Origin of the sequence: Rathayibacter sp. VKM Ac-2803 (assembly GCF_009807175.1) — a bacterium.
GTDB lineage: Bacteria > Actinomycetota > Actinomycetes > Actinomycetales > Microbacteriaceae > Rathayibacter.
The window spans coordinates 201,750-216,207 of record NZ_WUCD01000001.1; the positions used below are offsets into that span (position 1 = coordinate 201,750).

Sequence of the window (14,458 nt, forward strand, 5' to 3'; positions counted from 1 at the left end):
CAGCAGGCAGGCGGCAAGAGGACTCCCCCGCCTGGCTGCTGGTCGAGCAGCCCCGCAGGGGCGTGTCGAGACCCACTGCCGTCAGGCGTCGCGCGGCCCCGCGCCGAGCAGCTGCAGCGACGGGGCGCGCCCCTTCTCGATGTGGGTGAAGGCGATCGACTCGGCGAGCCGGTCGTTGCCGGCGAGGATCGCCTCGAGCAGGCCCTGGTGCTCGTCGGACTGCTGGTGCTGGTCGCGCGCGGACGTCAGGTAGAACAGCCACGTCATCCGCCCGCTCACCGCCCGCATGAGCGAGCCGAGCAGCGCGCTGCCGGCGATGTCGACGATCGCCTCGTGCACGACGGTGCTCGTCTCGGCGACCAGCAGCCAGTCCTCGCTGTCGAGGGCGCGGTGCTCGGCGGCGATCGCCTCGTGCAGCGGATCGGGCGAGACGCCCTCGGCGACGCGTCGGGCCGCGAGCCGGGCGGCGAGCGTCTCGAGGCTCAGCCGCACGTCGAACAGCTCCGTCACATCGGCCGCGGTCCACTCGGTCACCCGGGAGCTGCGCCGCGGCAGGGTGCGCACGAAGCCCTCGTTCTCGAGCTGCGGCACCGCCTCGCGGATCGGCAGGCGTGACACGTTCAGCTCGCTCGCCAGCGTCGACTCGACCAGCCGCGACCCCTGCGGGTAGCGGCCGAGGATGATCTCGCGCCGGAGCGTGCGATAGGTCTGAGCGGTCAGCGACTCCTCGGGGGCGATGCTCGTCACGCGGGCCTCCTTCGCTCGACTCCTCCTATTCAAGCGGGTCGGCGCGCTCGCGGTCACCGCGCCGCCCGCGTCTCGACCTCGATGCCGAGCGCCGCCCGCTCGGCCCGGGCGAGCACGTACGCGCCCGCGGCGAGATCCTGCAGTCCGATGCCGACGGAGTTGAAGACCGTCACGTCGGCAGCCGAGCGGCGCCCGGTCGCGCGGCCGGCCAGCACCTCGCCGAGCTCGACCACGTCGGCGGGCCGGAGCCCCGAGAGGCGGATGTTGTCCGACTCCGAGAAGGCGATGCCACGAGTGTCGACCACCACCCGGTCGGCCCGGGCGAGGGCGTCGGCGCCGAGCTCGCGGTAGCCGTGCCGCGGCGGCGACCCGACGGCGTTGACGTGCAGACCATCGGCGAACCATCCCGCGTCGAGCACGGGCTCGACCGACGGCGTCAGGGTGCACACGACGTCGGAGTCGCGCACCGCGTCCTCCAGGTCGCCGCGCGCCGTCGCCGGGACGCCGTTCGCGACGAGCTCGGCGGCGAGCACCTGCGCCGAGGATCCCGACGGCGACCACACGCGCACCTCGTCGAGCTCGAGGACCGAGCCGACGGCGAGCGCGTGCTCGCGGGCGAGCGGGCCGGCGCCGACGAGGGTGAGGACTCGGGAGTCGGGGCGGGCGAGCACCGACGTCGCGAGGGCCGACACCGCGGCCGTCCGCAGCCGGGTCAGCGCCCGTCCGTCGATCAGCGCGAGGCACTCGGCGGTCTCGGCGGAGTAGAGGGAGACCGTCGAGCGCTGCGGAGGCAGCCCGCTCGCGCGGTTGCGCGGCGCGTCGATCAGCAGCTTGACCGAGGCGAGACCGAGGTAGGGCGCGAAGGCGCTCATGGGCACAGCGGCGGGGCCGTCGGCGCTGGAGTCCCCCGGGATGCGCAGGGCCTCGGGGACCGGCTGCACCGCCCCTCCCTCGGCGAGCGCCCGGTGTGCGTCGGCGAGCGCGGCGATGAGCCCGGGCCACTCGGTGAGCGCCTCGCACTCCTCCGACGTGATGATGCGTGTCGACATGTCGTCCTCCTTCGCTCATTCTGTATGCAGTACGAGGAAGATCGCATCCCGGCTCGGCTCGCGAACTCGACTCTCATCGGTATGCAATAGAGGCGACCTCTCGTGAGAACACGCGGATTTACGGGGTGCACGGGCCACTTTCGGATACAAACCGGCGCCGAAGTGTTTACACCGTCGAAACCTCCGTTGATGCGCACGAAACAGAGAACCCGCAATTCTGTATACCGACAGCACGACCGGCACCCACACGAACGGAGGCGGCGCCATGGGCCCCTACATCGCCAGACGACTCGCGCAGGGTCTCGCGACGATCTTCGCCGTCGTCACGATCGCCTTCGCGCTGGGTCGTCTCAGCGGCAGCCCCGCCGCGCTCCTGCTCACCGAGAACGCGTCGCCCGAGCAGATCGCCGATCTGAACCACCGCCTCGGCTTCGACCTGCCGCTCTGGCAGCAGTACCTGCAGTACCTCGGCGGGCTCGTCACCGGCGACTTCGGCGACTCGTACCGCCAAGTCGGCGTCTCGTCGATGCAGCTGGTCCTCGAGCGGCTCCCCGCGTCGCTCTCGCTCGGCGCCGTCGGCCTCGTGCTCGGCCTGGCGCTCGCGCTCGTGGCCGGAGTCGTCATCCAGCTCACCCGGTCCCGCGGGCTCCGCGCCCTCTCGCTCGGCCTCGGCTCGACCCGCCAGGCGATCCCCGACTTCTTCTTCGGCCTGCTGCTGGTGCTGATCCTCTCGGTCTGGCTGGGCCTGCTGCCCTCGCTCGGCAACCGCGATCCGCTGGCGATCATCATGCCGGCGCTCACCATCGCGACAGGCCAGTTCGTGCTCTACACGCGACTGCTCGACAACGCGCTGACCGAGCAGTCGACGCAGGACTACGCCCGCACCGCCTTCGCCCGCGGCGAGAACCGCCTCCGCGTGGTGGTCGGCGAGCTGCTGCCCAACGCGTTCCTGCCCGTGCTGACCGTCGCCGGCATCAGCCTCGGCTCGTTCCTCGGCGGCCTCGTGATCGTCGAGAACGTCTTCGCCTGGCCCGGGATGGGGCAGCTGATGCTCGGCGCGGTCTACTCGCGCGACTTCCCGGTGGTGCAGTCGGGGCTGATCGTGGTCGCCCTGCTGTTCATCCTCGCCAACCTGCTCGTCGACCTCGTGTCCGGGCTCATCGATCCCCGAGTGAGGCTCGCATGACCACCACCGAGATCATCCGCACCGGCGCCCTGCGCGCCGGCATCACCACCGCCTTCACCCGCGGGCGCCGGGTGCCCGCCCTGCAGGCCCTCGGCGCCGTCATGGTCGGCTCGATCGTCCTCTTCTCGCTCGTCTACCCGCTCCTGCCCGGCTACGACCCCTTCGCGCAGGACCTCTCGAAGGTCCTCGCGGCACCGGGCACGTTCGCCGAGCACTGGCTGGGCACGGATGCGCTGGGTCGCGACGAGGCCAGCCGCCTCGCCCTCGCCGGCCGGGTCACGCTGGGGATCGTCCTGCTGATCGTCGTGGTCAACAGCCTCGTCGGCATGGCGATCGGCACCTGGTCGGGCTACGTGGGCGGGAAGACCGACAACGTGCTGATGGGGCTCGCCGACATCCAGCTCGCGATGCCCGTCATCCTGGTGCTGATCGCCCTCGCGGCCTCGCTCGGCCCGAGCGTCTGGCTGATGATCGGCGTGCTCGCCGCGACGTACTGGGTCGGCTACGCCCGGGTCGCCCGCAGCACCGCGATGGCGCTGCGGGACCGCGACTTCGTGCTCGCTCCGCGGATCCAGGGCGCGGGCGGGCTGTGGACGGTGCGGCGCCACATCGTCCCGAACGTGGCGGTGCAGATGATGATCCTCGCCTCCAGCGACATCGGCGCGGTCATGCTGCTCACCTCCTCCTTCGACTTCCTCGGCCTCGGCGTGCAGGCGCCGACACCCAGCTGGGGACTGATGATCAGCGAGGGGCAGGACTACGTCCGCCAGGCACCGCACCTCGCGATCATCCCCGGCGTCGCGATCTTCCTCACGGTCGCCGGCACCAATCTGCTGAGCCAGCGCTTCACCGCCGAGGGCTCGGCGACCACTGTCCGACGCACGTCTCGACGATCCGTGAAGCGGAGCCTCCGATGACCACCCCCGACGACACGACCACTCCAGACCGCGCAGTCCTTCTCGATGTGCAGAGCCTCAGCGTCGGCTACACCGACGAGCACGGCGACACCGTCACCCTCGTCGACCGCGTCTCGTTCACCCTGCACGAGCGCGAGGTGCTCTGCCTCGTCGGCGAGTCGGGCTCGGGCAAGAGCGTCACGATGCTCGCCGTGCTGGGCCTGCTCCCCGCGGGGCTCGAGGTGCTCGGCGGCACCGTGCACTACCGCGGCCGCGACGTTCTCGGGATGCCCGAGCCGGAGCTGCGGGGCCTGCGCGGCAGCGAGCTGGCGATGATCTTCCAGGACCCGATGACCGCGCTCAACCCGGTCAAGCGGGTCGGCGGCCAGATCGGCCGCGCCCTGAAGGTGCACGACCGCTCGCTCGGCCGGGCCGAGGTGCGCGAGAAGGTCACCGGACTCCTGACCGACGTCGGGGTCCCCGATCCGGAGCAGCGTGCCAAGGCGTACCCGCACCAGTGGTCGGGAGGCATGCGGCAGCGCGCCGTCATCGCGATGGCGATGGCGAACGAGCCGTCGGTGCTCATCGCCGACGAGCCGACGACCGCCCTCGATGTCACCATCCAGGCGCAGATCATGACGGTCCTCGGCACGGTGCGCGCGAAGACCGACGCCGCGATGGTGCTGATCACGCACGATCTGGGGCTCGTGGCCGAGGTCGCCGACGTGGTCTGCATCCTCTACTCCGGGCGCGTCGTCGAGCGCGGCTCGGTCTGGGACGTGTTCGCCCACCCGACGCACCCCTACACGGCGGGGCTGCTGGGCAGCCTGCTCTCGGCCGAGCACAGCGGCGAACGGGTCTACGCGATCCCGGGGTCGCCTCCGTCGCCGCAGAACCGCCCGCGCGGCTGCCCGTTCGCGCCGCGCTGCGAGCTCCCGGCCAAGTCGGAGCTCTGCACTCAGCTCGAGCCGCTTCTCGAGGACGTCGGAGACCACCAGTGGGCCGCCTGCCACTTCGCGCAGCAGACCCCGCGGTTCGCCGCCGAGGTGACCGCGTGAGCGCGCCGGTGCTCAGGGTCGACGACCTGCACGTGCGGTTCCGCCAGCGGACCGGCCTCCGCTCGCGCCGCGTCATCGAGGCCGTCAAGGGCGTCTCGTTCGAACTCGGGCGGGGCGAGACCCTCGGGCTCGTCGGCGAGTCCGGCTGCGGCAAGTCGACCCTCGTCCGCACGATCTTCGGTCTCAACCCCGTCGCGAGCGGCTCCATCGAGGTGCTCGGGCGCCGGCTCGACTCCCTCTCGAGCCGCGAGCGGCGGAGCGTGCAGAACCGGATGCAGCTGGTGTTCCAGGATCCGTACTCGGCTCTGAACCCCCGGCTGACGGCGCACGAGATCGTCGCGGAGCCGCTGCGCATCGCCGGCCGCTACTCCCGCGAGCGCGTGGTCTCGCTCCTCGACGACGTCGGCCTCGGAGCGGATGCGCTCGAGCGGAGGCCCGGTCAGTTCTCGGGCGGCCAGCGTCAGCGGATCGGCATCGCCCGCGCCCTCGCGCTCGAGCCCGACGTGCTGGTGCTCGACGAGCCGGTCTCGGCCCTCGACGTGTCGGTGCAGGCGCAGGTCATCAACCTGCTGAAGGACCTGCAGGCCGCCCGCGGGCTCTCGTACCTCTTCATCGCCCACGACCTGGCCGTGGTGCGCTACCTCTCCGATCGCGTCGCGGTGATGAACCGAGGCGAGTTCGTCGAGGCCGGCACCCGCGACCAGGTCTTCGACTCCCCCGCGCACCCCTACACGCGCTCGCTCCTCGACTCGATCCCCCTCTCCGACCCCCGGCAGCGCCCCGACGCGCCCGCTCACCTCTGACCGAAGGAACCTCTCATGACCAGGAACCGCGCCACGCCCGTCATCGCCCTCACGACCCTCGCGCTCACGATCGCGGCCCTCACCGGCTGCTCGGGCGCCTCGAGCGGAGCCTCGGCCGACCGCGACATCGTCATCGGCCAGGTGGCGGAGCCGGAGAGCGCGCCCGATCCGATCATGGACGGGTCTCTGGCGGGCTACAACTACTACTACAACGTGTTCGACCAGCTCACGAAGCTCGACGCCGACGGCGCGATCGAGCCGTCGCTCGCCACCGAGTGGACGCCGAGCGCGGACCTCACGACGTGGACGTTCACCCTGCGCGAGGACGCGGCCTTCTCGAACGGCGACCCCGTCACGGCGGGCGACGTCGCCTTCACCTACAGCACGATCCTGGCCTCGCCCGACTCCGACAACCTCGGCTACATGGGCGTGCTGCAGTCGGTGGAGGCGACCGACGACACGACCGTCGTCTTCACCCTGAACGCGCCGTTCTCGCCGTGGCCCTCGATCACGACCGCGATCTCGATCGTTCCCGAGACGGTCTACACCGAGCTCGGCTCGGAGGGCTTCGCGGCAGCCCCCGTGGGCAGCGGCCCGTTCCGCTTCGTCAGCTACACCCGCGGAGTCGAGTACGTCATCGAGAAGAACCCCGATTACTGGGGCGAGGAGCCCGAGGTCGAGAAGGTGACCTTCCAGACGGTCGGCGACTCCGACGCGCGGCTGAACGGAGTGTCCTCCGGCAGCCTCGACATCGCCCTCATCTCGCCGAACCAGGTCGACTCGCTGAGCGGGAGCGGCGTCGAGGTCGCCTCGCGCACCGCCAACGGCGTGACCTTCCTCGGCATGAACTCGAGCACCGGAGTGCTCGCCGACGCGCGCATCCGCCAGGCGATCCGGCTCGCCATCGACAAGCAGTCCCTGGTCGACGGCGTGCTCAGCGGCCGCGCGGTGGCGAACGACCAGATCGTGGCTCCGGATGTGACGGGCTACGCCGACATCGACGCCACCGAGTACGACCCCGACGCCGCGAAGGCGCTCCTCGCCGAGGCGGGCTACAGCGGCGAGACCATCCCGCTCCAGTACGCGACGGAGGGGCGCATCCCGCTCTCGTCCGAGATCGCGCAGGCGATCGGCGGCTATCTCGAGGCGGCCGGCATGACGGTCGAGCTCAAGGGGACCGACCAGGCGAGCCTCTCGAACATCATCTACGGCACCGTCTCGGTCGAGGGCCTCTACCTCAACACCTGGGCGCCGTCGACGATGGACGGCGACATGCCCGCCACGAACCTCTTCGCGGGCGGTCAGAACGACTACGCGAAGTCGCCCGAGCTCGCGGCCCTCGTCGAGAAGCAGCGCACCGTGACCGGCGACGAGCGCGACGCCGTCTTCGGCGAGATCGCGCAGACCAACATCGACAACGCCTTCATCGACCCGCTGTTCACGCCCGACGCCGACTACGCGGTCGCCCCCGGCATCGAGTGGACCCCCCGCGCCGACGGCGAGTACGTCCTGAGCGACGTGTCGTTCACCGACTGACCGCTTGCCGCCGACTCCTCCTCGATCTGAAAGGCTCCACCCCATGCCGAACACCACGCTCCTCCGCGACGTCCGCCCCTGGGGAGGCGAGGCGCGCGACGTCGTTGTCGACGAGACCGGCATCCTCGCGATCGCCCCGGTCGGCGAGGGCAGCGCCGACTCGGTCGTCGACGGCCGCGGCGGCATCCTGGTCCCCTCCTTCTCGGACGTCCACGTGCACCTCGACTCCACCCGGCTCGGCCTGCCCTTCCGTCCGCGCACCGGAGAGGAGGGGCGCTGGGGTCGCATCATGAACGACCGCGCGCACTGGCGCAGCGCCGAGGCCCCGGTCGCCGACCGCGCGACCGCGACCCTCCGCACCATGATCGAGAAGGGCGCGACCCGCGTCCGCAGTCACGCGCAGGTCGATGCCGACTCCGGGCTCGAGAAGTTCGAGGGCGTGCTCGCCGCCCGCGAGGCGCACCGCGATCGCGCCGACGTCGAGATCGTCGTGTTCCCCCAGGTCGGCGTCTTCGTCGAGCCCGGAGTCGTCGAGCTGCTCGACGAGGCCCTCTCGCTCGGCGGCGACCTGATCGGCGGCATCGACCCGTGCGAGATCGACCGCGATCCGGTGCGCCACCTCGACGCCGTCTTCGCCCTCGCCGAGAAGCACGGCGTCGGTCTCGACATCCACCTGCACGAGCGCGGCTCGCTCGGCCTGTTCTCGATGGACCTGATCGCCGAGCGGATCCGCGCCCACGGCCTGCAGGGCCGCGTCTCGATCTCGCACGCCTTCGCCCTGTCCTCACCCGATCGCGGCGTCGCCGCCGCGATCGAGACGCTCGCCTCCCTCGACGTCGCGCTCACCACGATCGCCCCCGGCCACGGCGCCGAGCTCCCCCTGCTCGATCTGCTCGCCGCAGGCGTCCGCGTCGGCCTCGGCATGGACGGCCAGCGCGACTACTGGTCGCCGTGGGGCAACGGCGACATGCTCGAGCGCGCGTTCCTGCTCTCGCACGGCCAGGGCTTCGACGACGACGTCGACATCGAGCACGCGCTCGCCGTCGCGACCTGGGGAGGAGCCTCCGTCATCGACGGCGGGCTGCACCGCCTCGCCTCCGTCGACGACCGCCCGGGCCTCGCCGTCGGCGACCCGTCCGAGCTCGTCGTCCTCCGCGGCGACACCCCGACCGCCGCCGTGATGGACCGCGACCCCGACCGCCTCGTGGTGCACCGCGGCCGCGTCGTCGCCGCGGGCGGCATCCTCGTCTGACGCCGCATCGATCGCGGCGGCATCATGGTGTTCCGGAGGACACGATGGCGACGCTCGACCTCAAGAAGCGGATCGCGACCTACCGCGCGCCGCACGGCCGGTTCGAGGTCGTCGAGGTCGTGCCCGCCCGCTTCCTCATGATCGACGGACACGGCGATCCGAACACCGCGACCGCCTACTCCGACGCCGTCGCCACGCTCTACCCCGTGGCCTACGCGCTCAAGTTCCTCAGCAAGAACGACCTCGGCCGCGACTACACGGTGATGCCGCTCGAGGCGCTGTGGTGGTCGGACGACATGAGCGCTTTCACCAGCGCCCGCGACAAGGCCCGGTGGAGCTGGACGGCCATGATCCTGACTCCCGATTGGCTCACCGACGAGCACGTCGCGGAGTCGGTCGGCGCCGTCCGCCACAAGGTGCCCGCGCTCGACCGCCTCCGCACGGCCACCCTCGACGAGGGCCTCGCCGTGCAGACCCTCCACCTCGGCCCTTACGACGCCGAGGGCCCCGTCCTCGCGGCGATGCACGACGACTTCCTCCCGGCCAGCGGGCTCCGGATGACGGGGAAGCACCACGAGATCTACCTCGGCGACCCGAGACGGGCCGCTCCCGAGAAGCTCCGGACGATCCTCCGTCAGCCGGTGACGCGGGGCTGAGACGCACCACCCGGCACGACGTACCCAACCGTTACACGACCCGTCGACGACGCTGTTGCGTCACAAGAATTGTTCACGGTAACATTCCGAACGAGGACGCGCTCAGTCGCTGCCCACTGCACATCCTGCACTCACTGCACCTCGGGCCGCCAGGCCCGCACTACATCGGGGCCCTCGGGCCCGCACCCGCACGGGCGCTCCTGCGCGCCCGTGATCTCAAGGAGGAGATCCATGTACAACACGAGGCGTTTCGGCCAGTTCTTCGGATTCGCAGCAGTCGGCGCCCTGGCGCTCGGCCTCGCCGGCTGCTCCGGCGGGTCCGACTCAGGATCCGACGCGGGCTCCGGCGGAGACCTGACCACCATCGGCTTCGTCGCCGTCGGCCCCGAGGGCGCCTGGCGCCAGGCCAACGAGACCAACATCGAGGAGACGTTCACCGAGGACGCCGGCTACGAGCTCAAGTACGCCCCCGCCACCAACGGAGACCAGAAGTCGCAGATCGACTCCTTCACCTCCTTCGTGGACGAGGGCGTCGACGTGATCCTGCTGTCGGCGACCGAGGGCTCCGGCTGGGAGGACTCGCTCGAGCGCGCTCAGGAGGCCGAGATCCCGGTCATCCTGATCGACCGCGGCATCGAGCCCGACGACACCGACCTCTACGTCACCCGCATCGCGCCCGACAACATCGCGGTCAGCACCTCGGTCGCCGACTGGGCGAAGACCGCGTTCCCCGACGGCGCCAAGTACTTCACGCTCGAGGGCCCCGCGGGCGTCTCGGTCGTCAACGAGCGCAACGAGGGCTGGGACGAGGTCATCGGCGCCGACTCCGCCTTCACCAAGGTCGGCGCGCAGACCGCCAACTGGTCGACCGAAGAGGCGAAGAGCGTCTTCGAGACCGTCCTGAAGTCGAACAACAACGACGTGCAGATGGTCTTCGCCCAGAACGACGAGATGGGTCTCGGTGCGGTCCAGGCCGTCGAGGAGGCCGGACTCACCCCGGGCGTCGACGTCAAGATCGCGACGATCGACGGCACCAAGAACGCCCTGCAGGCCCTCGCCGACAGCAAGCTCAGCTTCGTCGCCGAGTACAACCCGCTGTTCGGCGAGACCGCCCTCGAGGCCGTCGAGGCGACCCTCGCCGGCGAGACGGTCGAGTCCTCGATCGTCGTCCCGAGCGAGACCTTCGACTCGCCCGAGGCCGCCTCGGCCGCCCTGCCCGACCGCAAGTTCTAGTCAGCACCACTCCACGCGGAGCGACCGGGGCCCCAGCGGGTCCCGGTCTCTCCGGCCTCCGGCGCAGCGAAGCGCCACTCGAGAACGGAACGACGCGGCATGACAGGTTCGCCTCCGATCGTCGAGATGAAGAACATCTCGATCAGCTTCCCCGGCGTGAAAGCCCTCGACGGAGTCGACTTCCGCCTGTTCCCGGGCGAGGTCCACACCCTCATGGGCGAGAACGGCGCCGGCAAGTCCACCCTCATCAAGGCGCTCACGGGCGTCTACCGGATCGACAGCGGCGACATCGTCGTCGGCGGCGAGACGCGGCGCCTCAACGGCACGGCCGATGCGCAGGCCGCCGGCATCTCGACCGTGTACCAGGAGGTCAACCTCTGCACCAACCTGAGCATCGGCGAGAACGTCATGCTCGGCTACGAGGTGCGGGGCCCCTTCGGCATCAACTGGCGCGCGACCCACGAGGCCGCGCGCACCGCCCTCGAGAAGCTCGGCCTCGGCCACCTCGACCCGCGCCGGCCGCTCGCCTCGCTGTCGATCGCGATGCAGCAGCTCGTCGCCATCAGCCGCTCGACCGTCAGCGACTCCCGGGTCCTGATCCTCGACGAGCCGACCTCGAGCCTCGACGCGAACGAGGTCGAGAACCTGTTCGTCGTCATCCGCCGCCTCCGCGCGGAGGGCGTGGCGATCCTCTTCGTCTCGCACTTCCTCGACCAGGTCTACGCGATCAGCGACCGCCTGACGGTGCTGCGCAACGGCCAGTACGTCGGCGAGTACCTGACTCCGGAGCTCGATCGCACCTCGCTCATCTCGAAGATGATCGGCAAGGACATCGCCGCCCTCCGCTCGCTCGACTCGGAGCGCGAGAACAGCGACCACCTCTACCGCGAGGCGCCGCTCTACTCCGCCCAGGGCATCGGCAAGAAGGGCTCGATCGAGCCGACGAACCTCACCCTGCACCGCGGAGAGGTCGTCGGACTCGCCGGCCTCCTCGGCTCCGGCCGCACCGAGCTCGCGCGCCTCGTCTACGGCGTCGACAAGCCCGACACCGGCGAGATCACGCTGCACGGCAAGAAGGCCGACATCCCGACGCCGACCGCCGGCCTCGCGCACAAGATCGCCTTCTCGAGCGAGAACCGCCGCGACGAGGGCATCATCCGCGACCTCTCGGTCCGCGAGAACCTCATCCTCGCGGTGCAGGCCAAGCGCGGCTGGGCCCGCCCCCTCTCCAAGAAGGAGAAGGACGAGATCGTCGGCAAGTACCTGGTCGAGCTGAACGTGCGACCGGCCGACCCCGACCGCCCCATCAGCAAGCTGTCCGGCGGCAACCAGCAGAAGGTCCTCCTCGGACGCTGGCTGGCGACCGCCCCCGAGATCCTCATCCTCGACGAGCCCACCCGCGGCATCGACGTGGGAGCCAAGGCCGAGATCCAGGAGAAGGTCGTCGCTCTCGCGGGCGAGGGCGTCGCCGTCGTGTTCATCTCGTCCGAGCTCGACGAGGTCGTCCGGCTCAGCGACCGCATCATCGTGCTGAAGGATCACCGCGTGATCGCGGAGATCCTCAACGGCCCGGCTGTCACCGCGGAGTCGATCGTCACTACCATCGCCGCAGAGGGAGTCGTCGACGAGGACGTCGTCGTTCTCCAGGGCGCCACGCAGGAGGCCGCATCATGAGCAGCGACACCAGACCCGGCCGGGGTTCCTTCCTCTCCGGGCTGATCCGCCGTCAGTACTTCTGGGGAGCGGTGGCGATCCTGCTGCTGCTGCTCGTCAACGTCGTCAAGGACCCGAGCTATCTGGCCGTCTCGGTCAGCCCGAGCACGGGCTACCTGGTCGGCAACGTGATCGACATCGCGAGGGCGGCAGCGCCGATCCTGATGATCGCGGTCGGCATGTGCCTCGTGGTCGCGACCGGGGGCATCGACCTCTCGGTCGGCTCGATCATGGTCGTCGCCGGTGCCGTGTCGATGGAGTTCCTCAACGCGAACGGCGCTCCCGACTCGCTCGGAGCCGCCGCCGCGGCCTTCGCCGTCGCGCTGCTCGTCGCCGGGGTCCTCGGGGCGGTGAACGGCATCCTGGTCTCGGTCGTGGGGCTCCAGCCCTTCATCAGCACCCTCGTGGTGATGCTCGCCGGCCGCGGTCTCGCCAAGGTGATCACCGGCGGCCAGAACACCGCCGCGACGAACGAGCCCTTCCGCTGGATCGCGAACGGCTACGTCCTCGGACTCCCCGTCGTCTTCCTCCTCGCCATCGCGATCGTCGTCGTCGTCGGGGTGCTGGTGCGCCGCACCGCCCTCGGCCTGATGATCGAGGCGATCGGCATGGACCCGAAGGCGGCCCGGCTCGCCGGCATCAACCGCCGCGGCCTCCTGATGACCGCCTACATCGGCAGCGGCCTGCTCGCCGGAGTCGCCGGCGTCTTCGCCACCGCCAGTGTGATGACCGTGGACGTGTCGCGGACGGGCTACCAGCTCGAGCTCGACGCGATCCTCGCCGTCGTGGTCGGCGGCACCTCGCTCGCGGGCGGCAAGTTCAACATCACCGGAGCCGCCGTCGGCGCCCTCCTGATCGCCACGCTCGACAAGACGGTCGTCTTCCTCGGCGTCTCGTCGTCGGCGACGCCCGCCTTCAAGGCGATCGTCATCGTCGCGCTCTGCCTGCTGCAGTCGGAGCGCGTCCGCTCGGCCTTCACTCAACGTCGCGAGGCGCGCCGCAGCGCTCCGCAGAAAGAGGCGATCCCCGCATGAGCGCCGTGATGACCCGATCCGCCCCTCCGACGAGCCCCGCGCGCTCCTCGGCGCGGTCGTGGCTGACCCAGCACCTCGACAAGCTGCCGACCCTCGCGGCGCTGATCATCTTCCTCGCGATGATCGTCTACGGAGAGGCCGCCTACGGCCGCATCCTGCAGGCGAGCACCGTGTCGAACCTGCTGATCAACAACGCGCACCTGATCATCCTGGCCGTCGGGCTCACCTTCGTGATCCTGACCGGAGGCATCGACCTCTCGGTCGGCGCGATCATCGCCTTCAGCAGCGTGAGCGGCGTGCTGCTCATCAACGCGGGCTGGAACCCCTGGCTCGTGATGGTGCTGATGGTGCTGATCGGCTCGGGCTTCGGCCTCGTGTCGGGCGTGCTGATCCAGTACTTCAACGTGCAGCCGTTCATCGCCACGCTGGCGATGATGTTCCTCGCCCGGGGTCTCGCCTCGATGCTGAGCACCGTGCCGGAGCGCCTCCCCGAGGACTCGCCCGTGCTGAGCCTCGCCACTCCGATCAAGCTGATCGACGGCCCGAAGGTCAACGACTTCGTGATCAGCCCCGGCGTGATCATCGCGCTGCTGGTCGTCGCTGCAGCGTTCTTCGTGCTGCACCGCACGCGCCTCGGCCGTACGGTCTACGCGATGGGCGGATCCGAGCAGTCGGCGGCCCTGATGGGCCTCCCGGTGCTGCGGACCAAGCTGCTCATCTACGTGATCAGCGGCACCCTGGCGGGCCTGGCCGGCGTCGTCTACACCGCCCGGCTCGGCAGCGCCCAGAACATCACGGGCAACGGCTGGGAGCTCGACGCGATCGCGGCGACCGTCATCGGAGGCACGCTGCTCACCGGCGGCGTCGGCTTCGTCCTCGGCTCGGTCATCGGCGCGCTGGTGCTGGGTCTGATGAACGTCCTGATCACCCGCGACGGCGGCATCCCGCCCGAGGCGACGACCATCATCACCGGCGGCATCCTGCTCGTCTTCGTGCTCCTGCAGCGCGCGGTGATGGCCCGCAACAAGACCTGACGACGCCCCGCGCCATCTGCGTCGCAGAGGGCGACAATGCCCCCTTGTCTTAGTTGACAAGGGGGCATTGTCCACTACCGTGGTCAAAGAAGTGAAGCAGCGCGAGGTCGAGCGGTTCCTCGAGGCGTCCGGATGGCGCCCGCTGCGCGAGAAGGGCCCGCACAACGTCTGGGGCTCTCCGGACGGCACGCAGGTGATCGCGATCCCGCGCCACGGCACCGTGTCACCAGGAGTCGTGAGACAGGTCATCAAGGCACAGCC

13 protein-coding genes and 1 pseudogene are annotated in these 14,458 nt (G+C 70.4%); 12 read left to right on the top strand and 2 right to left on the bottom strand.

The features are described from left to right. Positions 1–81: 81 nt before the first annotated feature. Positions 82–747, bottom strand: a complete 666-nt coding sequence (locus tag GRS96_RS00850) for a GntR family transcriptional regulator (protein WP_159855416.1) — start codon at positions 745–747, stop codon at positions 82–84. 53 nt (positions 748–800) lie between these two features. Further along, the gene (locus tag GRS96_RS00855; RefSeq protein ID WP_159855414.1) at positions 801–1,796 is read right to left on the bottom strand and encodes an ornithine cyclodeaminase family protein; all 996 of its coding nucleotides are present in this window, start codon (positions 1,794–1,796) and stop codon (positions 801–803) included. 265 nt (positions 1,797–2,061) lie between these two features. On the opposite strand from GRS96_RS00855, the gene GRS96_RS00860 reads away from it, so the two are divergent. From GRS96_RS00860 to GRS96_RS20535, 12 genes and pseudogenes are all read left to right on the top strand, one after another. Further along, positions 2,062–2,982, top strand: a complete 921-nt coding sequence (locus GRS96_RS00860; protein ID WP_159855412.1) for an ABC transporter permease — start codon at positions 2,062–2,064, stop codon at positions 2,980–2,982. Continuing rightward, positions 2,979–3,899, top strand: coding sequence for an ABC transporter permease (locus GRS96_RS00865; RefSeq protein ID WP_159987458.1), 921 nt, complete (start codon positions 2,979–2,981; stop codon positions 3,897–3,899). Before GRS96_RS00860 ends, GRS96_RS00865 begins: the two co-directional genes overlap by 4 nt. Continuing rightward, entirely contained in the window at positions 3,896–4,936 is a 1,041-nt protein-coding gene (locus GRS96_RS00870) for an ABC transporter ATP-binding protein (protein WP_159855408.1), read from the top strand. The genes GRS96_RS00865 and GRS96_RS00870 overlap by 4 nt, the downstream gene beginning before the upstream one ends. Further along, positions 4,933–5,739 (top strand): ATP-binding cassette domain-containing protein, encoded by an 807-nt coding sequence (locus tag GRS96_RS00875; protein ID WP_159987459.1) that lies wholly within the window; start codon positions 4,933–4,935, stop codon positions 5,737–5,739. The genes GRS96_RS00870 and GRS96_RS00875 overlap by 4 nt, the downstream gene beginning before the upstream one ends. 15 nt (positions 5,740–5,754) lie before the next feature. Further along, a complete protein-coding gene (locus GRS96_RS00880; RefSeq protein ID WP_159855404.1) occupies positions 5,755–7,275 on the top strand; it encodes an ABC transporter substrate-binding protein in 1,521 nt (506 codons plus the stop codon). A gap of 43 nt (positions 7,276–7,318) precedes the next feature. After that, positions 7,319–8,527, top strand: coding sequence for an amidohydrolase family protein (locus GRS96_RS00885; RefSeq protein WP_159855402.1), 1,209 nt, complete (start codon positions 7,319–7,321; stop codon positions 8,525–8,527). Positions 8,528–8,571: 44 nt separating this feature from the next. After that, positions 8,572–9,183, top strand: a complete 612-nt coding sequence (locus tag GRS96_RS00890) for a GyrI-like domain-containing protein (RefSeq protein WP_159855400.1) — start codon at positions 8,572–8,574, stop codon at positions 9,181–9,183. 231 nt (positions 9,184–9,414) lie between these two features. Then, a complete protein-coding gene (locus GRS96_RS00895; protein WP_159855398.1) occupies positions 9,415–10,416 on the top strand; it encodes an ABC transporter substrate-binding protein in 1,002 nt (333 codons plus the stop codon). A 99-nt stretch (positions 10,417–10,515) separates the two neighbouring features. Next, positions 10,516–12,090, top strand: coding sequence for a sugar ABC transporter ATP-binding protein (locus GRS96_RS00900; RefSeq protein WP_159855396.1), 1,575 nt, complete (start codon positions 10,516–10,518; stop codon positions 12,088–12,090). Continuing rightward, positions 12,087–13,163, top strand: coding sequence for an ABC transporter permease (locus tag GRS96_RS00905; protein WP_159987460.1), 1,077 nt, complete (start codon positions 12,087–12,089; stop codon positions 13,161–13,163). Before GRS96_RS00900 ends, GRS96_RS00905 begins: the two co-directional genes overlap by 4 nt. An 8-nt stretch (positions 13,164–13,171) precedes the next feature. Beyond that, entirely contained in the window at positions 13,172–14,197 is a 1,026-nt protein-coding gene (locus GRS96_RS00910) for an ABC transporter permease subunit (protein WP_235021892.1), read from the top strand. A 91-nt stretch (positions 14,198–14,288) separates the two neighbouring features. Continuing rightward, a pseudogene (locus GRS96_RS20535) lies at positions 14,289–14,438 on the top strand (type II toxin-antitoxin system HicA family toxin); the annotation flags it as partial. Positions 14,439–14,458 lie beyond the last annotated feature (20 nt).

Bases quoted from the DNA above. Each gene is read 5' to 3' on its own strand.
- GRS96_RS00905 (WP_159987460.1), top strand. From the start codon at position 12,087: ATGAGCAGCGACACCAGACCCGGCCGGGGTTCCTTCCTCTCCGGGCTG.
- GRS96_RS00865 (WP_159987458.1), top strand. From the start codon at position 2,979: ATGACCACCACCGAGATCATCCGCACCGGCGCCCTGCGCGCCGGCATC.
- GRS96_RS00855 (WP_159855414.1), bottom strand. From the start codon at position 1,796: ATGTCGACACGCATCATCACGTCGGAGGAGTGCGAGGCGCTCACCGAG.
- GRS96_RS00890 (WP_159855400.1), top strand. From the start codon at position 8,572: ATGGCGACGCTCGACCTCAAGAAGCGGATCGCGACCTACCGCGCGCCG.
- GRS96_RS00910 (WP_235021892.1), top strand. From the start codon at position 13,172: ATGACCCGATCCGCCCCTCCGACGAGCCCCGCGCGCTCCTCGGCGCGG.
- GRS96_RS00895 (WP_159855398.1), top strand. From the start codon at position 9,415: ATGTACAACACGAGGCGTTTCGGCCAGTTCTTCGGATTCGCAGCAGTC.
- GRS96_RS00880 (WP_159855404.1), top strand. From the start codon at position 5,755: ATGACCAGGAACCGCGCCACGCCCGTCATCGCCCTCACGACCCTCGCG.
- GRS96_RS00870 (WP_159855408.1), top strand. From the start codon at position 3,896: ATGACCACCCCCGACGACACGACCACTCCAGACCGCGCAGTCCTTCTC.
- GRS96_RS00885 (WP_159855402.1), top strand. From the start codon at position 7,319: ATGCCGAACACCACGCTCCTCCGCGACGTCCGCCCCTGGGGAGGCGAG.
- GRS96_RS00900 (WP_159855396.1), top strand. From the start codon at position 10,516: ATGACAGGTTCGCCTCCGATCGTCGAGATGAAGAACATCTCGATCAGC.
- GRS96_RS00860 (WP_159855412.1), top strand. From the start codon at position 2,062: ATGGGCCCCTACATCGCCAGACGACTCGCGCAGGGTCTCGCGACGATC.